The 18,146-nt window shown below is 42.0% G+C and carries 14 protein-coding genes, 1 tRNA gene and 1 pseudogene; 6 read left to right on the plus strand and 10 right to left on the minus strand.

Features of this window, described 5'->3' with window-relative positions; all coding sequences use genetic code 11:
- Positions 1–108: 108 nt before the first annotated feature.
- Positions 109–193: transfer RNA gene (locus AAHJ11_RS03445), tRNA-Ser, on the minus strand.
- Positions 194–434: 241 nt separating this feature from the next.
- On the opposite strand from AAHJ11_RS03445, the gene AAHJ11_RS03450 reads away from it, so the two are divergent.
- The 3 genes from AAHJ11_RS03450 (at position 435) to pflA (ending at position 6,710) form a co-directional block, all read left to right on the plus strand.
- Positions 435–3,557: an ATP-binding protein gene (locus tag AAHJ11_RS03450; protein ID WP_413579071.1), complete on the plus strand. Its 3,123-nt coding sequence runs from the start codon at positions 435–437 to the stop codon at positions 3,555–3,557.
- Positions 3,558–3,735: 178 nt separating this feature from the next.
- The gene (gene pflB / locus AAHJ11_RS03455; RefSeq protein ID WP_148365989.1) at positions 3,736–5,964 is read left to right on the plus strand and encodes a formate C-acetyltransferase; all 2,229 of its coding nucleotides are present in this window, start codon (positions 3,736–3,738) and stop codon (positions 5,962–5,964) included.
- Positions 5,965–5,981: 17 nt separating this feature from the next.
- Positions 5,982–6,710 (plus strand): pyruvate formate-lyase-activating protein, encoded by a 729-nt coding sequence (pflA, locus tag AAHJ11_RS03460; RefSeq protein WP_148365987.1) that lies wholly within the window; start codon positions 5,982–5,984, stop codon positions 6,708–6,710.
- Positions 6,711–6,727: 17 nt separating this feature from the next.
- Here the strand turns inward: pflA and AAHJ11_RS03465 are convergent, their stop codons facing one another.
- Both AAHJ11_RS03465 and AAHJ11_RS03470 read right to left on the minus strand, forming a co-directional pair.
- Positions 6,728–7,135, minus strand: a complete 408-nt coding sequence (locus tag AAHJ11_RS03465) for a hypothetical protein (RefSeq protein WP_167511809.1) — start codon at positions 7,133–7,135, stop codon at positions 6,728–6,730.
- A gap of 39 nt (positions 7,136–7,174) precedes the next feature.
- Positions 7,175–7,741, minus strand: a pseudogene (locus tag AAHJ11_RS03470) (MFS transporter); the annotation flags it as partial.
- 221 nt (positions 7,742–7,962) lie between these two features.
- On the opposite strand from AAHJ11_RS03470, the gene AAHJ11_RS03475 reads away from it, so the two are divergent.
- Entirely contained in the window at positions 7,963–8,124 is a 162-nt protein-coding gene (locus AAHJ11_RS03475) for a hypothetical protein (protein WP_167511812.1), read from the plus strand.
- 534 nt (positions 8,125–8,658) lie between these two features.
- Here AAHJ11_RS03475 and AAHJ11_RS03480 read toward each other — a convergent pair.
- Positions 8,659–9,963, minus strand: coding sequence for an outer membrane beta-barrel protein (locus tag AAHJ11_RS03480; RefSeq protein ID WP_320974294.1), 1,305 nt, complete (start codon positions 9,961–9,963; stop codon positions 8,659–8,661).
- A gap of 6 nt (positions 9,964–9,969) precedes the next feature.
- Positions 9,970–10,518, minus strand: a complete 549-nt coding sequence (locus AAHJ11_RS03485; protein ID WP_148365982.1) for an RNA polymerase sigma factor — start codon at positions 10,516–10,518, stop codon at positions 9,970–9,972.
- 175 nt (positions 10,519–10,693) lie between these two features.
- Between AAHJ11_RS03485 and AAHJ11_RS03490 the strand changes: the two genes are divergently transcribed.
- On the plus strand, positions 10,694–11,416 hold the full coding sequence (locus AAHJ11_RS03490; RefSeq protein WP_148365980.1) for a NigD-like protein: 723 nt from the start codon (positions 10,694–10,696) through the stop codon (positions 11,414–11,416).
- 223 nt (positions 11,417–11,639) lie between these two features.
- Here AAHJ11_RS03490 and AAHJ11_RS03495 read toward each other — a convergent pair whose 3' ends face one another.
- Complete coding sequence (locus tag AAHJ11_RS03495; RefSeq protein WP_148365978.1) at positions 11,640–12,566, minus strand: hydrogen peroxide-inducible genes activator; 927 nt, start codon at positions 12,564–12,566, stop codon at positions 11,640–11,642.
- A 137-nt stretch (positions 12,567–12,703) separates the two neighbouring features.
- Here AAHJ11_RS03495 and AAHJ11_RS03500 point away from each other — a divergent pair, with 137 nt between their 5' ends.
- Positions 12,704–13,180: a Dps family protein gene (locus AAHJ11_RS03500; RefSeq protein ID WP_148365976.1), complete on the plus strand. Its 477-nt coding sequence runs from the start codon at positions 12,704–12,706 to the stop codon at positions 13,178–13,180.
- Between the two features lie 94 nt (positions 13,181–13,274).
- Here the strand turns inward: AAHJ11_RS03500 and AAHJ11_RS03505 are convergent, their stop codons facing one another.
- The 4 genes from AAHJ11_RS03505 to AAHJ11_RS03520 all read right to left on the minus strand — a co-directional run bounded on the left by AAHJ11_RS03505 (position 13,275) and on the right by AAHJ11_RS03520 (position 18,142).
- Entirely contained in the window at positions 13,275–14,801 is a 1,527-nt protein-coding gene (locus tag AAHJ11_RS03505; protein WP_413579267.1) for a sulfatase, read from the minus strand.
- A gap of 203 nt (positions 14,802–15,004) precedes the next feature.
- Positions 15,005–16,024, minus strand: coding sequence for an Ig-like domain-containing protein (locus AAHJ11_RS03510; protein WP_148365972.1), 1,020 nt, complete (start codon positions 16,022–16,024; stop codon positions 15,005–15,007).
- 33 nt (positions 16,025–16,057) lie between these two features.
- Positions 16,058–17,182 carry a DUF1735 and LamG domain-containing protein gene (locus AAHJ11_RS03515; protein WP_148365970.1) on the minus strand — a complete coding sequence of 375 codons (1,125 nt, stop codon included), beginning with the start codon at positions 17,180–17,182 and terminating at the stop codon, positions 16,058–16,060.
- Between the two features lie 21 nt (positions 17,183–17,203).
- A complete protein-coding gene (locus AAHJ11_RS03520) occupies positions 17,204–18,142 on the minus strand; it encodes a glycoside hydrolase family 18 (RefSeq protein WP_195649874.1) in 939 nt (312 codons plus the stop codon).
- Positions 18,143–18,146: the final 4 nt, after the last annotated feature.

Below are 18,146 nucleotides of genomic sequence, written 5' to 3' on the forward strand. Positions count from 1 at the left end.
TATCATATTATCAGATAAATAAAGAAAAAGAAAACAATAGGTTCGGGAGATTTGAGGTACTAAAAAACCCTTTATAAATCATTGATTTATAAAGGGTTACATTTCCAGCGGAGAGACAGGGATTCGAACCCCGGGTACCTCGCGGTACAACGGTTTTCAAGACCGCCGCAATCGACCACTCTGCCACCTCTCCAAAACCTCTTTATCAGAAGTGCTTTTCGTTAAAAGTGGTGCAAAGGTACAACTCTTTTTTTGATACGCAAATATTTTTAGGACAAAATTTACGAAAAATAAAATCAGGGCAGAAAATAAAGCTGGCAAAACAACTCTATAGTCCGTTACTAATTAATTCTCATTTTCCTTTGCATATTTACATTTTATGCATATCTTCGCCTCGTTTTCACAACAAAATAAACAATAAGCGAAAAAGCAGTATGGGAAGTATATTTAAGACTAGTATTATTTTTTTATGCCTACTCACACACACTCTTCTATCAGTAGGTAGTACCCCTAAAAAAGACCTCGACCAGATTCTGGTCATCAGCGCTTATGCAGACTCCAATCCCTGGAGCAACAGCTTCATCACTCCGATTGTCACCATGGCTTCACAAGACAGCACCATAGGAGCATATACTATATATCTGAATATGTTCGCATTGCAAAACGCCAAAGAGGTGGATAAATTCGAAGCAAGTATCTGCGAGATGTTACCTTCGTCTCCTCCCAAAATGGTGGTATTTGTGGGGAATGCCAGTTTCGTTTTCTGCGACAACCTCAATAAGATATGGCCGGACATTCCTATGTTGCTATGTGGCGAGCGGGATTATACAGGTCCGGACAGCCTTATCATTCAGGCTCATGCACTGGCTCCGCAACAGCGTATACCTATCAGCGACCTACAAAAGACGATGAACTTGACCATGTTGTACGCCAATCTGTATATCGAAGAGAATCTGCAACTCATGAAGCAGCTCATTCCGCAAATGAATAAAGTCATTTATATCGGTGATGGTACATACACATGCCAGCAGAACGATTATGACCTTTCCGCAACGATCAGGAAGAAGCATCCGGACTTGGAATATCAGTTTATTTCTGCAGAAAACACCTCTACCGACAGTCTTTTCACCATTCTCCGCAAACAGAATCCTCTCACTACCGGATTTTTGTTTTCTTCCTGGTTACGAAAAAAAGACTATGAAGAAAATCTTGTAATGACCAGTAACTCCCATCGTATTATCGCCACCTCATCCGTACCTCTTTTTTCATTCAGAAGAGTAGGTATTCAGGAAGAAGGAGGAATTATCGGTGGCTATATCTATGATGAAAAAGAGTATATTAACCGGATGTTAACCACCATCAAAGAGATTATCCACGGAAAACAACCCCGTTATATCCCTATCTATAATGCCGGAAATGCTACTCCCGTATTCAATTATCAGTCATTACTCCACCGCAAACTCGATCCAAAAAATTGTCCAAAAAATACAATTTTCTATGACGCACCTCCCACTTTGTGGGAGAAATACGAATATGCGATCATCGGAACAAGCTGCCTGTTCATTCTGCTGCTGTTAGGCTTCCAATATTACCGAGTACACACACTCGAAAGAATGAAGCGTGTCCAGCACAAAGCATTAGAAAGTACTGGCAAGTATTATAACATTATCAATAATATGCCAATTCTTTACATGGCGGAAGAACTTATAAAAGATGAGGACGGACGGATTGTAGACACAATATATATAGACGTAAACCAACATTTCGAGAAGAGATTTTTCGAAAAACAGAAAGTTATCGGTAAGCGGGGAAGCGAAATATTTCCGGAATCACTGCCACAGTTTCTACATTTCATGAATATCTCCCTGGCAGAAAAACGTTCCATCACTTTTTCCTACTATTATAAAGAGATCGACACTTTTTATGACATAGTAGTAAATGCCAGTGACGACGGACGATTCATGCATATATTCTGTATGGACAGCACAGAGTTGCACCATGCCCAGATGCAAATGCGTTCTATCAACCACAAGTTATCCATGGCACTCGATATTGCCAATATCATCCCCTGGAAATGGGATTTAAAGACACATACCATACAGTATGATGTAAACAGAACCGCCGTCACCGGCAATGAGAATACAGAAATAAGTGATGAACAGCTTTATATATCCGACGAACAGTATTTTACAAAAATACATAAAGAAGACTTTCCCAAGGTAAAAGAAGCCTATGCAAGCCTAATCACCAAACATACTAGAAAAGCAAAGGTGGAATACCGTATCATCAAAGAAGTGGACGGTGTGAACCATACTGACTGGATAGAGGCACAGGTAGCTGTAGAAAGTTATGACGAAAACGGACAGCCACTCACTTTAGTAGGTTCCTCGCTGACCATTACCGACCGGAAGAGCATGGAAAACGATTTGATTTCCGCTAAAAACCGCGCGGAAGAGTCCAATCGACTCAAATCGGCTTTCCTTGCCAACATGAGCCACGAGATCCGCACACCGCTCAATGCAATTGTCGGTTTCTCCGGAATACTGGCTTCCACCGAGGAAGAAGAAGAGAAACGGGAATATGTCAGCATCATCGAAAATAACAATACCCTGCTTTTACAACTTATCAGTGACATCCTTGATCTCTCAAAGATTGAAGCCGGTACCATGGAGTTTGCCTACACAGACTTTGACCTGAATGGTGTAATGACCGAGCTGGAAAGTTCATTACGCCTGAAACTGTCCCCCGACAAACAAGTCACACTCACTCTCGAAACTCCGTTACCGGAATGTTATATTCATGCCGAACGCAACCGCATTTCACAGATTATCATTAATCTGGTAACAAACGCCATCAAATTTACAGAAACAGGTAACATTCGTATAGGCTACCAAATACGTGATAACAAACAGCTCTATTTCTATGTGACTGATACCGGCTGCGGCATTTCGGAAGACAAGCAAGAAAGTGTATTCGGACGCTTTGTCAAACTGAACACTTTCGCACAAGGAACAGGACTGGGACTTTCGATTTGCCAAACTCTTGTTCAGCAAATGGGAGGTGAAATCAGTGTATGCTCAACCCCCGGAGAGGGTTCCACTTTTTGGTTCACCCTCCCCTACCGTCCCGCGCTCGAAGCTCCGCAGCAGGAAGTAACAACAGAACCGGTAAAGATAAAGAAGCAAAAAATCACGATCCTGGTGGCGGAAGACCATGGAAGTAATTACCGTCTGATAGAATCCATTCTTAAAAAGGACTACAATTTACTACATGCCTGGAATGGAGAGGAAGCAGTAAGCCTATTTAGAGAACATAACCCGCAGCTCATCCTGATGGATATCAACATGCCCGTGATGGATGGATACGAGGCAACCAAAGAGATACGGAAATACTCCAAACGGGTTCCCATCATAGCCGTCACCGCCTTTGCCTATGCTTCGGACGAGCAGAGAGTGATGGAAAACGGATTTGACGCTTATATGCCCAAGCCCATCAATGCCAATCAACTGAAAGGGCAAATCACCTCCATACTGATGAAACATATCACTTTTATGTAGACCGGAAACAATCGTTTCGTACAGTCGGGGAAAGGTCATTTCCAAAGAATAGCAATATCTAGGTATTTTATGTTGAAAAGCATAAAATAGAGCATATTTATGCCGATTATATGAAAAATCATTGTAACTTTGTGCGCTCTAAAGAAAAGGATAACTACAACCTCTAATTTTATCATTTATGGAATTAAACAAGATCTTTAAAGACGGTCTTTGGAGCACTGAAATCAACGTCAGAGATTTCGTAAGTCATAACATCACTCCGTATTATGGAGATGCTTCTTTCCTCGAAGGACCTACTGAACGCACAAAAGCCGTGTGGAACCGCTGCCTCGAAGCACTGGCAGAAGAAAGAGCCAATAATGGGGTACGCTCACTGGATAATGTCACCGTCTCAACCATCACTTCTCATAAAGCCGGATACATCGACAAAGAAAACGAACTGATTGTCGGCTTACAGACAGACGAGCTTCTGAAACGTGCCATCAAACCTTTCGGAGGTATCAATGTAGTGAGCAAAGCCTGCCACGAAAACGGTGTAGAGGTGGACGACCGCGTAAAAGATATCTTCACCCACTACCGCAAGACACACAACGACGGAGTATTCGACGTATATACCGAAGAAATCCGCTCGTTCCGTTCTTTGGGATTCCTCACCGGACTTCCTGACAACTACGCCCGCGGACGTATCATCGGCGACTACCGCCGCATGGCCCTCTATGGTATCGACCGACTGATTGAAGCCAAAAAAGAAGACTTACGCAACCTCACCGGTCCGATGACCGACGCCCGTATCCGCCTGCGCGAAGAAGTGGCAGAACAAATCAAGGCGTTGAAAGACATGAAGGTAATGGGCGAATACTACGGACTCGATTTGAGCCGTCCCGCTTACACGGCACAAGAAGCCGTACAATGGGTTTACATGGCATACCTTGCTGCCGTAAAAGAACAAGACGGCGCTGCCATGTCACTGGGTAACGTCTCTTCGTTCCTCGACATTTATATGGAATATGAATTGAGCAAAGGAACCATCACCGAATCTTTCGCACAGGAGCTGATCGACCAGTTTGTCATCAAACTGCGTATGGTGCGCCACCTGCGTATGCAATCCTACAACGATATCTTTGCGGGTGACCCGACATGGGTAACCGAATCTCTGGGCGGACGCCTCAACGACGGACGTACCAAGGTGACAAAGACTTCATTCCGCTTCCTGCAAACACTGTACAACCTCGGCCCTTCACCGGAACCGAACCTGACCGTACTATGGAGCCCGGAACTGCCGGAAGGATTCAAGGAATTCTGTGCTAAAGTTTCCATCGACACTTCATCCATCCAATACGAAAACGACGACCTGATGCGCGAAGTACGCCAGTCGGACGACTATGGAATTGCCTGCTGCGTATCTTACCAGGAAATCGGTAAACAAATCCAGTTCTTCGGCGCACGCTGCAATCTTGCGAAAGCCCTGTTGCTCGCCATCAACGGCGGACGTTGCGAAAACACCGGTACAGTTATGGTGAAAAACATTCCCGTATTGACCAGTGATACGCTGAAATTTGAGGAAGTAATGGACAACTACAAGAAAGTATTGACCGAAATCGCCCGTGTTTACAACGAAGCGATGAACATCATCCATTATATGCATGATAAGTATTACTACGAGAAAGCCCAAATGGCACTTGTAGATACCAACCCACGCATTAATCTTGCTTACGGTGTAGCCGGACTTTCTATCGCACTCGATTCACTGTCGGCCATCAAATATGCCAAAGTAACCGCACGTCGCAACGACATCGGTCTCACTGAAGGCTTCGACATCGAAGGCGAATTCCCTTGCTTCGGTAATGACAACGACAAGGTAGACCATCTGGGTGTTGACCTGGTATATTTCTTCAGCGAAGAACTGAAGAAACTTCCGGTTTACAAGAATGCCCGTCCGACTCTTTCATTGCTGACTATCACTTCCAACGTGATGTATGGCAAGAAGACAGGTGCTACTCCCGACGGACGTGCCAAAGGTGTCGCTTTTGCTCCGGGAGCCAACCCGATGCACGGACGCGACAAGAACGGTGCCATCGCTTCCTTGAGTTCCGTAGCGAAATTACGTTACCGCGATTCACAGGACGGTATCAGTAACACTTTCTCTATCGTTCCTAAATCACTGGGAGCTACTGCGGAAGATCGCATCGAGAATCTGGTTACCATGATGGACGGTTACTTCACCAAAGGTGCTCACCACCTGAATGTAAACGTTCTGAACCGTGATATGCTGTATGATGCCATGGAACATCCGGAAAAATACCCGCAGCTTACCATCCGTGTTTCCGGTTATGCCGTAAACTTCGTGAAGTTGAGCCGCGAACATCAATTGGAGGTTATCAGCCGTAGCTTCCACGAACGTATGTAACAATCTATTTACTCTATATGACGATAAACGTACATTCATACGAAAGTATGGGAACATTCGACGGGCCGGGCTTACGGCTCGTCGTTTTTCTTCAAGGTTGCAACTTCCGTTGCCTGTATTGCGCCAATCCCGACACGATAGCCGGCAAAGGCGGCACGCCTACCCCACCGGCAGAGATTGTCCGCATGGCAATGAGCCAGCGTCCTTTCTTCGGAAAGCGTGGAGGAGTTACTTTCTCCGGAGGAGAACCGACGTTTCAGGCAAAGGCACTCGTCCCACTGGTTCGTGAGCTGAAAGAGAAAGGAATTCATGTGTGCATAGACAGCAACGGCGGCATTTGGAACGAAGATGTAGAAGAGCTTTTCCGTCTGACCGATCTTGTATTGCTAGATATTAAAGAATTCAATCCTGCACGCCATCAGGCACTGACCGGAAGAAGCAACGAGCAAAACATCCGCACGGCAGCATGGCTGGAAGAAAACGAGAAACCTTTCTGGCTGCGTTATGTATTAGTGCCCGGCTACAGCGATTTCGAGGAAGACATCCGCCGTTTAGGAGAGGCTCTGGGAAAATATAAGATGGTGCAACGAGTGGAAATCCTGCCTTATCACACATTAGGCGTACATAAGTATGAAGCGATGGAGCAGGAATACAAGCTGAAAGACGTAAAAGAAAATACCCCCGAACAACTTGAAAAAGCCGCGGAGGTATTTAAAGAGTATTTCACTACTGTGGTGGTAAACTAATCATTTACCACACAGTATTATAATTCATTTAATTTGCAAATATCATTCTGTATCTTTGAGATCTCTTGATATTCTTCATAAGCAAGAGACTCCTTTAATATATTTTGTTCAAAATCCACTCCTGTTCCTTCGCACAATTTTTTCCCTATAGAAACCAAATAATTATACAGGCAGTGCCCCCGAACATACAAATAGGCGTTCTCTTTCTGTAAGCCAAAGCGCGAGTACTGTTCCATTTCATTTTCCAGACAAAAATCAGTCTTATCTTTCCAATCAGCTACAGCATTTTGCAACAACATCTTCAATCGCCGCAATAGCTTACTTCCGTTGTCCAGTTCATCATCCTTTTGATATTGCAAAGAGATACATCGCTTAAAAGCATCCCGGCCAAAATCCTTTAAGCCTTTTCTTTCTTCATAAAGCATAAAAAGCAAAGACTCGTAAATGATTGCAGAATAATTACTCAAAGACAGCAAGGCTGCTCCTATCCAAAACCAATTGATATAGGTGAAGTCATAAACATCTACTCCATTTTGAACAGTCTTATTACCTTCTATTTAAATGCCACTCATCACATCCTGCAATCCGGCTCCGATATAACTAGCGATGCCGACTACTCCCAAAGCGGCACCCGAAGCATTACGGGGAGCAATATCCACTGCCATCAAACCACCCAGAAAACAGATCAAAACTCCGATTCCTAAACCGAAAAGTACCATTGCCAACACGTCTATCCAAAAATGCCCCCCCGGGACCAAAAGAAACAAACAGAGAGCAAACACATTCATCAACCCGAAAATTAACGCAGGCACATTGCGACGTCCACCAAATAACTTATCAAAAATAACACCTGAAAACATAGTACCGATAATACCACAGACCGGACAAATAGAAATGATAAAACTGGCATCCAATGTGGAGTAACCCTTTTGGGCTTCCAAATAAAAAACGCCCCAACCATTGATAGCGTAGCGGCTGATATACATAAAAACACTTGAAAGAGCCAGCATCCAAATGGCAGGCATCAGCAATGTAGCCATAGGTCATAAACAGGTGACAATATTATTAATATTGTCTCAATTATCCGACTTTTCGGGAAGGTTTCTGCATATATTTCTTTTTCCTAAAGTTCAAAAATAGTTAATTAAATTCCCGGATTATCCGATGTTCTATCAGCATACAAGGATATTTTCCTATCTTTGCAATAGGATTACGTTATCAAGGACAAAATGTAGTTTTAAAATTTAATAGAATGGGCAATATCAAAACAAAACAAAAGAATATTTCTTCTCAAAAGCAGAAGAATAAAATCAATCCCTCAAAAATTGATGATGGGAAAAAATTTGTATTGTCTGATGTATCCAAAGAAGAACTAAATAAAAGAAGAATTCCAGTATATCCTTACCTCCTCTAAATGTTAGAAAGCGCATATCCATTCTTCTTCATCCAAAAAGATGAAGGGAATGAGGATGGACTTCTATCTATATTATTATACAGATTCAAATCCGCTAAGTCGAATTTAGTTTATATTGTCAGGGTAGAGCAATACGAATGCAATATCTATGCAGTAAAGTTCTATCAGAAAAATCATAGATTATCTCATAATAAGTATAGGATAATGACCAATACCTTCGAACCGAGAAGGATCATTAATACCTGTATTAATATAATGCTCTCTATCTACGAAAAAAATCCCAAAGCTTCATTTGGTTTTATTGGAGCCAACGGTTTTAATGAAGATACGAAGTGTACCAAAAGATACAGAGTCTATTCAAGAATTGTAGCAACCTACTTTAGCGACAGAGTTTTCTATCACAAAGAAAATATAGAGAAGAGTGCATATATGCTCATCAACAATATAGCATTAAAAGAAAATCCCGACTTTATTCAACAAATCGAGAATTTCTTTATTAATCAATATGATTATTTTGAATAATTATTATTCGTACTAATAAGTCAGACGAACACCTGCTTGTATGTTGAAGTTAAACGGATTCTCTTTACGTATAGTTTGTATGTCGGAACCATCATTGAAATAATAAGCAACACCCGGTTCCACGTAGATACCCAAACGCTTCGTTGCATTGATCTGTGCACCTACACCACCGGATACCGAGAACTGCAAAGGCTTCACTGTTTCTTTTTCAGAGCCAAGCTTTCCATAAACGCATTTCTCAACCATACCTCCGCCGGAGACATAAAGAGTGACAAGTTTCTTATCCAGGAAGTTCCAGTTGGCACGCAACGGAATACCGATATAATGTAGTTTCTGCTCTATCTGTTGCTCTTCACCTGCCAGTTTTGCATCCGAAGAAAGCAGCGTATAAGTCAGTCCTGTCTCAAGAGAGAATCCCTTAGCTAAACCTTTACGAACAGACAATCCGAAAGAAATAGGTTGATGATGTTTAATATCAACCACCTGTTTTGCCTGACGCAGGTAAGGTACTCCATCTTCAAAAACCAACGTCTGGTCATTAGGAATTGTCTCCATCAAACCGTTGGAAACAGAAAACATACTCACACGGGACATATAGGCATGAGATCCGGCACCTACTTCTGTCGAAGCACCTCCTGAATTTCCTACCGAAAGTCCCATTGACCATGTTCCCTTTTGAGAAGATCTTTTTTCTGTCGGAATATGAAGTTTGTCTTTACCGGAGGGGCGGCGCGGTCTGTTATTCAATCGCTCTGCATCTTGTGACTGTCCCTGACTGACATTTGTATTTTCTACCTGCTTCGGTTCATCTTCTACATTTTCAGTCTCTCCTTTCCCTTTTACATTCTTATCCTCCTCACTCAAAGAGTCCTCTCCATTTCCTATTGAAGGTTTATTTTCATTACCGATCCCTAATGGATCTACACCTGTTTTCTGCTCCGTATGATTCCTGTTGACTTTCGCCAAACGGTCTACGCGAGCTACCGGCCGTAAGACAGGTTCCACAGCAGTTCCCTGCATATCCGGTTGTTGCACACCCGGCAATGCATCGGGCGTGGAAGCCAATGCAGGAGTTTGTATATGACGTATTTCATCCGCAGCAGGTGTCCCTAGAAAATACAGACTTACTGACGAAACGACAGCTAATATTATAACAGCTGCAGCAGCCATCATCCATTTTCGATAAGGATATATTTTCTTCTCCACAGGAGGCATAAGTTCTTTCTCCAGTTGTTCCCAACCGGAAGCAGGCGTCGGCTCGGAATAATCCGCGAGCTTCTCCTTCAACTTATTCATCCACAATTCTTTCTCTTCCATCTCTATCTATCCATTATGCGTTATCCATTCTTTTACTCTTTTTGCTAATACACTCTTCGCACGAAACAGTTGCGAAGCCGAAGATTTTTCATTGATACCTAATACCTGTGCGATTTCTTTATGCGATTTGTCTTCAAATGTATAAAGGTTGAACACGGTACGATACCCGGCGGGTAATTCTTCAATAAACTGCATCAGTACTTTTTGTGGAATCGCTTCCACATCGGAAGCATCCGGCTCTTCATACTCTTCGGGCAACTCTTCCAAAGGTGCCGACTGATTGATTACATCATTCTTCCGAAGATACTGCAAAGCAGTGTTGACCATCACCCGCTCCATCCAGGCCCGCAAGGAACCCTCACCCCTCCAGGTGAACTTATCGAACGAATCGAAGATCTTTAAAAAACCGTCGTGAAGCAGATCCTGGGCTGTATCCCGGTCGCCGGTATAACGTAGACAGATGCCAAGCATACGCCCCGCATACTGTTCATACAGTTCCTTGCGGGCCCGGTTATTACCCAGCCTACATTGTTCCGACAACTCTATTTCTTCCATTCTCTTATACACGTGTTTACCTTATAAATGCAGCAAAGATAGAAATACTGCACAGAGAGAACAACTCTTTTATCACTTTTGTTTCTTTAACAGATCCGAATGCAATATTCTCTATCCCCTTGCATTTTTACTACAGAAAACATAAATATTATAAAATCTAAAACCTAGTAAGTATATGAAGAAATTTAAATTCATTGCCTTTATCTTTGCTATTATGACTACCATGCCGATTCTCCAGTCATGCTTGGACGACGATGACAGTTCGTCCGATCTTCTGGTTATCAGCACCATTAATATGATTAGCCAGGATAGCAAGGAATTTTATTTCACTTTGGATAATGGGAAAAAGATGTATCCCAGCAACTCGCAAGGATGGAACAATAAAGATTGGGTGGAAGGACAACGAGCTTTTGTGATATTCAACGAGCTGGAAGAGCCTGTGAATGGATATGACCTTAATATTCAGGTGAAAGGTATCAATCCAATCTTAACCAAAGACATCGTCACAATGGGTGAAGATGACAACGACGAAGAGAAAATCGGAGATGATAAGATCAACACGACTTATATGTGGATCAATAAGGATAATAAATATCTGACGATTGAATTCCAATATTACGGAACACATAGTGAAGATAAAAAACATTTCCTGAATCTGGTGATTAACGACAAAGAAGAGACAGTTCCCACTGCTGACGAAGACAATGCAGAGGACGAATATATTAATCTGGAATTCCGTCATAACAGTGAAGGAGATTATCCTCAACGTTTGGGTGAAGGATATGTGTCTTTCAAACTGGATAAAATAAAAGAGCGGATGGAAGGAAAAAAGGGATTGAGAATTCGTGTTAATACCTTATATAGTGGGGTGAAAACTTATGAAGTAAAATTTCCTTAGATTACTAATCTAATATGAACATGCGAAACACACTCTTTTTTAATATAATATATTAATTACGCAAGAGGGGGCGGTAGTTGTGAAACTGCCGCCCTTTACCTATAAAATCATATACACACCTGCATCTTTTCCATTCATACGCCCAGTCAAGAATGCTCCTGATTATATGGTTAGAAATCATTCCTGCCACATTAGAAAAGATAAACAGGAATTCTCTAATTCACTATAACAAACATTGTATGGCCTGCAAAGTAAGCATTTCTTTAGGGACCGCTGCCTTTATTTCTTCTTTCAGGACGCACAGCAGGCTGTGACGGATAAAATCTCTATTTGTCACCAGCACCACTTGTCGCGTAGGCCGGGGGATAGCAAACGGACGCACTAACTGTCGCTGTTCTTCTGTCAATTGCGCCACTGCCAGTTCGGGAATAAAAGTGATGCCTTTTCCGCTTTCTACCATTCGCATAAAAGTTTCCATACTTCCCAGACGATAAGCTATCTGGCTGACCTTCACCGCCTCCATCTGACAAAAACGGACAAGTTGGTCACGGAAGCAATGTCCTTCGTCCAGGAGCCAAAGATGTTCACCTGTTATATCGGAAGTACGGATCACTTCATGCTTGAAAGAGGGCTCTTTCCTTGATACATATGCGTAGAATTGCTCATAGAAAAGAGTTTCTTCTGTCAGGAATGTGTCTTCTAATTTACTGGCAATAATCCCTGCGTCCAAATCTCCGGCGTGCAAAGCTTGCTGAATATCCTGTGTTTTCATTTCTGTGACACGAATATCCAGTTCCGGGTATTTTTCCATTAGTTGAGGGAAAAAGCGGGGAAGCAAATAAGGAGCAATAGTTGGCAATACTCCCAAGCGGAATACACCGGACAATGACTGTTTATCTTCACTGATTATTTCTTTTACTTGGGCTGCCTGTGCCAGAATCACACGAGCCTGATCTATCACTTTCCGCCCGATGGCTGTCGGACAAACGGGCTGTACCGTTCTATCGAACAGTTTTACTCCCAGTTCATCTTCCAGTTTCTGAATCATGGCACTCAAAGTGGGTTGCGTCACACGGCAATATTCGGCTGCCCGTGCAAAATGCCTGAACTGGTCTACAGCCAGTATATATTCTAATTGTTGTATCGTCATCTATCAAATCATATTAAGTTATAGATTTCATCTATGCAAAGATAGAAATTTTCAGTTTGACAACAAGCATTTTCCGCCTTATCTTTGCAGTACAGAAAAAAAGAAAACGAGTATAAATCATTAAAAATAAAAAGAATATGAAAACTTTAGAATTTATCAAATTGAACGAATCGGGAGCAAACAACGTAGTAGCATCTTTGCAACAACTATTAGCAGACTTCCAAGTATATTACACCAATCTCCGCGGGTTCCACTGGAATATCAAGGGACATAATTTCTTTGTTCTCCACAGTCAATTCGAAAAGATGTATGATGACACGGCCGAAAAAGTGGACGAAATCGCAGAACGTATCTTAATGTTAGGTGGCACTCCGGCCAATAAGTTCAGTGATTATCTGAAAGTGGCAGGCATCAATGAAGTAGATAAAGTGAGTAACGGAGATGAAGCATTGAATAGTATCCTTCAGTCTATCAGCTATCTGATTGGTGAAGAACGTAAGATCTTGTCCATCGCTTCTCAAGCCGGAGATGAAGTTACCGTTTCGATGATGAGCGATTATCTGAAAGAACAGGAGAAGTTGGTTTGGATGTTGGTTGCCTATAATAACAAGTAAAATTTAAATAAAAGGTTTAGGTTTTAAGTCAAAAAGAGAGGATATTCCCATAAAAAGGTATATTCTCTCTTTTTTGCATTTCTTCTCTCCAGAATTAAAAACATTCCTCAAAGAGTTTCTGCATTTGTGGGTATTTGCCATCTGTATCTTCGACTTCCATACGTAGTTTTATCATTTCCTTTTTCATTTGTTTAATGATAGGGGCATATTCTTTCTCATTGTACACATTATGATCTTCTTTCGGATCTTTTTGTAAATCATAAAAGTCCCATACCGGTTTAGTCGCTCTCTCCTGCCCGTCCGTCATATCTAATGGATCACCATAATAGAAAACAAGCTTATAACGTTCGTTACGAATCCCCATATGAGCAGGACGAATAGTGTGGTGCGTCCAATAACGATAATAAAAACTCCTACGCCAATCATCCGGTGTCCGCCCGCAAAGATTATCCACGAAGCTGCGTCCCTGCATTCCTCCTGACGGGTTCACTCCGGCAAATTGTGCCAACGTCGGAGCAAAATCGATATTTAAAATCAAATCTTTCACTCGCTTTCCGGACGGGAGCCTCTTCGGATAACGAATCACAAACGGCATGCGGGCTGCTTCCTCATAAAACATACGTTTATCGAAAAATCCATGCTCTCCCAAAAAGTAACCTTGATCGGAAACATATACCACAATCGTATTATCCGCTATCCCCATATCATCCAAAGCCTGCAAAAGTTTACCTATATTATCATCCACCGTGGCTCCGCAACGCAGATAATCTCTTATATATTTCTGATAGATAGTTTTACGGGCTGCCGCACGTTGCCTACCTTGAGTAGAAAAAGGCAATCCGGGATAACGGCACCACCATTTGTCAGGATCGGCAGAAGCCAGTTCCCATCTTCTTCCTATTTCTTCCAATTTTTGTCCGATGAATCCTCTTCCATTAGTTTCCGGTCCCCAATCCATCAGATTCTCGGGCTCGGGAAATACGATTCCGTCGTACAGATGCTCCATTCTAGTTGGATAATCATACGGTTCATGGGTAGCTTTAAAATGGCAACACATCAGAAACGGCTGCTTCTTCTCCCAGGCTTTCATCCATTCTATCGCTTTCTCCGTCACAATATCGGTAGAGAATCCCTGCACACACTCACCGAAATTACGATTGCCCGGCCACGGATCGGAACTATTGATAAACAACGGATCGCGATATACTCCTTGATCGTAAAAAATTGAATAATAATCAAATCCTTGCGGCTGGGATTTTAAATGCCATTTACCGACCAAGCCTGTTTGATAGCCTGCCTGCTTCAAGATAGTAGCAATGGTAGGCAACGAAGTGTCCAACGAATCGGCTAATGTATAGACACCGTTTTTATGGCTATAAGCTCCTGTCAGAATAGAAGCGCGGCTTGGCGATGAAATAGAATTTGTACAGAAACAATTATCCAGCACCACTCCCTCGGAAGCTAAACGACGAATATTGGGATTATGCGCATAATCAGCCAATATTCCTCCATAAATTCCCCATGCTTGCGCTGTATGGTCATCACTTAGGATGAAGAGAATATTAGGACGTTCCTCCCCTGCTATTTTTATATCTGTCTGAGCACATATTTTCCCGTTCATACAGGCAGCCAGCACGCCCAGTACAGACAATGAAATTTTTTTGTCCATAATGTATTTTAGTCCAATTTAAAAGTATATTTCGCAATCAGAAACGAAATCGAATAAATAAAAACTACTTTTTTATACTAAATTACCCCCTTGTTACAATATCCGTAACAAGGGGGAATCATATTTCAAATGTTTTAACTCATATTAATTCCTCGTTACATTTTCATCATCTCCCCTACATACTCAAAGCCCAAAGTAAGTGCCGGAGATGAATCACTCGCTGCTATATTAAGTACTCCTTTAATTGTATACTTTTGGGTCGCTTCATCGTATTGAATCGTAAATATTCCCGGATTTGAAGGATCTACTTGCCTGTTCTTATCAATACCATCCACCCCTTGTAATACTACCGTCACGATATCTGCTTTGGTATAATCACCGGGAAGTAAAGCTGTCCTGTTTACCAGTATGTTTATAAGAGCATTATTACTACCAGCAAACGCTAACACCAAATTATTGCCTTGAACTTTATATCCTGCCATTATAGATTCGAAAAACAGATCTGTATCGGACTCATCTTTTACCTCTATTCTGAGTTCTGTTGAAACTCCACTGCCGTCATTCGCTATTATTTCAATAACAGCCGTACCGGAGGCCAAAACCTCAATGATACCATTCTCCAATGAAATGACCTCATCGCCTTCCTTCAAATTATAAGATACAGATTTATCCTCCGCATTATCCGGCAATACAACAAGGGTAGCATTCAAATCGTAAGTATCACCGACTACCAAGTCCAGAACTCCCATTCCATCCGCTACAATAATTTCTTCCACTCTTACCTGATAATCTACGGCTACTCTGTATTTGGATTGAAATCGTGCTATATTTGCATTATCTACCAGAGTGACCGTCAGTTCTGCTTCACCAGAAGCAATACCCGTAATTACTCCTTCACGGTTTACTGTGAAAACGTCCTCGTTACTTGAGCCAAACCGAAATGAGTATTCCTCCAGATTACCAGCATTATCCGGAATAACGCTAACACGCAGAGCAGTGGTAATTCCTACTTCATCAAAAACAATATCCCCCTCTTCGGTTATATACTCATTTTCGACAGAAATCCCGGTAACAGGGTTTTCCACCACCTCTACCTGACTAATTTCATCGTCATCACCGCAAGCCGCACATATAACAGCCGCAGCAAACATTAAATATAATAATTTTTTCTTCATATTTACTTCATTATAAATCGATTGTTCTGCCAATTATTCGGGACAGCGTACACCCTCCACCCAGTTAAGAGTCTTATTTATATCCCAGCCATTTCCGGTCCAGTCTCTGACAACATCGCCTTCACCTTCATTAAATCTCCAGTAAGCAATCATATCCTGATAATTGTCCGGAGATATATAGCACATATTATTCTGAATCTCGCTCTGTGTCAAAGCCTTTTTCCATACACGAACTTCACTTATGACTCCGTCAAAATAGCGGGAATCCAGCGAAGAGCCAATACAGAACCTGCGTTTATCTGTCTTTCCACACAAGGTAATAGGACCACGCGGAGCATCTACCTGTCCATCCAATTCACCATTCACATAAAGCTTAATGCTAGAACCGTCGAACACAACTGCAAGATGATACCATTTATTCACTTCGAACTCCGTCTTGCCCGTGACAGGATAGCCACCTCCGGCCAATTGAATCTGATTCGGCTTAATAGTAACATCACCAAAGCGCAATAGAAATTCTTCCTCCACTCCCATTACAGTACTAATATACGGATTTATGGCAGCGAAGTTGTTCACCTTAACTCTCGCCTCCATCGTGACTTGCGGCACACTCGCCAACGCAGGATCATCCTCAAAAGCAAGCTTCATGTTAGTCCGGTAAAGAGTGGCAGCCTTAACTACCATCACTTGATTCAATACAAGATAAATCGTTCGGGAAGATTCCATAACAGGCATATCACCAGTCACATTCGTAATAGTTATAGGCACACAATAGATAACCCCCTCTTCAAAATTAGTAGTTCTCAATAAAGAAAAGATCAATTGTTCTGAAATATTCTCACCTGCTTTCAGCACAATTTCGTCATTGGACAACATATAATCTTCAACAGGAACAATCTTATATTTCTTCCCATACTCCGCATTGTAACCCTCCAGCTTATCCGGATCCACTTTGACTTTAATCAGTTGATCCCCCATTGCCTGGCAAGAAGCCGAAACTGTCACACCAATGTCAGCCGGACCATCCACTGTATATTTAACAGTAGGAGAATTTTCAGTGCCGGTAAAGTATAAAGCATCTTTCAATGGTTCCGCATTTGTACAAGCAAACAAAACGGCCCCCCATAACATAATCAATAATAAATATTTTGTCTTCATATCTTTTCTGCTTTTTAGATATTATTTCTTCGCAGGATTCATTATCTGGATAGCCTCACGAAGATATTTATATTCAACATCCGTATGGTTATACTCATATTCCATATGGTAACTTCCAATCCCTCCCTTATGCTGTTTTTCCGTTATTTCTTCCGGTTGCCAGCGTGCCATTCCAAGCAAAGAGGGAATCGTGCCTAGTTCCGGATCTTTATATCCGGCTCCTCCCGTTGACCAGAGGCTCTCAAAATTTTCTGTAACTATAAAACGTTCTGGGCTAATATGTTTACTCACCGTATTAAATCGATATTGCAAAGAAGAAGGAGCAGTTGTACCATATGCCTGGGCAATTGCATAATTTGCATATTTCCATCCTTCTTCCGTGATTTTCTCTATATATCCGTCCACACAGATGAGCTTATCCTCTCCCAAATTAGCACGCATTTCTCTCAATAAAGTAGTCATATTCACCGACTTATTGAATAAGTCACCACTGCTACATTCATGGTCGAAATCGACTCCATCATACCCATATTTGAACACACTGTCGGCTACCGCCTTCGCCACAGCAGGAATATTCTCCGCCACATTCTCAAAATTACCGGGGAAGTTGGACATATTATGAGAAAATATAGTAAATGTCACCTTGGTTCCATATACCTCTTGCACATATTTCAAATCCTCCATCTGCGCCTGAGTCAAGCTATGCCATGTTCCCCAAATAGAAACCACGTCTACACTGTCAGGCAAGTTACGCAGATATTTTACAGGAGATGTTCCGGCTGCCTTCCAGCCGCCAAACCATCCAAAAGCCAACTGATGATCTGACTTTTTATAGGCTCGCAGATTCTCATAATATTGGGCATCTTTCACAACAGGCACTTGGAGCGATATATTTTCTATCTCCGTATCACATGCCACCATAACCATAGCCAATACGAAAAGTCCAAAGACTCTATTCATTATC

It is taken from the genome of Bacteroides sp. 90-K9/2 (assembly GCF_047310725.1).
In the GTDB taxonomy this organism is placed as follows: Bacteria; Bacteroidota; Bacteroidia; order Bacteroidales; family Bacteroidaceae; genus Bacteroides; species Bacteroides vicugnae.

Excerpts from the sequence above, each read along its gene's own strand:
- AAHJ11_RS03450 (WP_413579071.1), top strand. The coding sequence starts at position 435 with ATGGGAAGTATATTTAAGACTAGTATTATTTTTTTATGCCTACTCACA.
- pflB (WP_148365989.1), top strand. The coding sequence starts at position 3,736 with ATGGAATTAAACAAGATCTTTAAAGACGGTCTTTGGAGCACTGAAATC.
- pflA (WP_148365987.1), top strand. The coding sequence starts at position 5,982 with ATGACGATAAACGTACATTCATACGAAAGTATGGGAACATTCGACGGG.
- AAHJ11_RS03465 (WP_167511809.1), bottom strand. The coding sequence starts at position 7,135 with ATGCTTTATGAAGAAAGAAAAGGCTTAAAGGATTTTGGCCGGGATGCT.
- AAHJ11_RS03475 (WP_167511812.1), top strand. The coding sequence starts at position 7,963 with ATGGGCAATATCAAAACAAAACAAAAGAATATTTCTTCTCAAAAGCAG.
- AAHJ11_RS03480 (WP_320974294.1), bottom strand. The coding sequence starts at position 9,963 with ATGGAAGAGAAAGAATTGTGGATGAATAAGTTGAAGGAGAAGCTCGCG.
- AAHJ11_RS03485 (WP_148365982.1), bottom strand. The coding sequence starts at position 10,518 with ATGGAAGAAATAGAGTTGTCGGAACAATGTAGGCTGGGTAATAACCGG.
- AAHJ11_RS03490 (WP_148365980.1), top strand. The coding sequence starts at position 10,694 with ATGAAGAAATTTAAATTCATTGCCTTTATCTTTGCTATTATGACTACC.
- AAHJ11_RS03495 (WP_148365978.1), bottom strand. The coding sequence starts at position 12,566 with ATGACGATACAACAATTAGAATATATACTGGCTGTAGACCAGTTCAGG.
- AAHJ11_RS03500 (WP_148365976.1), top strand. The coding sequence starts at position 12,704 with ATGAAAACTTTAGAATTTATCAAATTGAACGAATCGGGAGCAAACAAC.
- AAHJ11_RS03505 (WP_413579267.1), bottom strand. The coding sequence starts at position 14,801 with ATGAACGGGAAAATATGTGCTCAGACAGATATAAAAATAGCAGGGGAG.
- AAHJ11_RS03510 (WP_148365972.1), bottom strand. The coding sequence starts at position 16,024 with ATGAAGAAAAAATTATTATATTTAATGTTTGCTGCGGCTGTTATATGT.
- AAHJ11_RS03515 (WP_148365970.1), bottom strand. The coding sequence starts at position 17,182 with ATGAAGACAAAATATTTATTATTGATTATGTTATGGGGGGCCGTTTTG.
- AAHJ11_RS03520 (WP_195649874.1), bottom strand. The coding sequence starts at position 18,142 with ATGAATAGAGTCTTTGGACTTTTCGTATTGGCTATGGTTATGGTGGCA.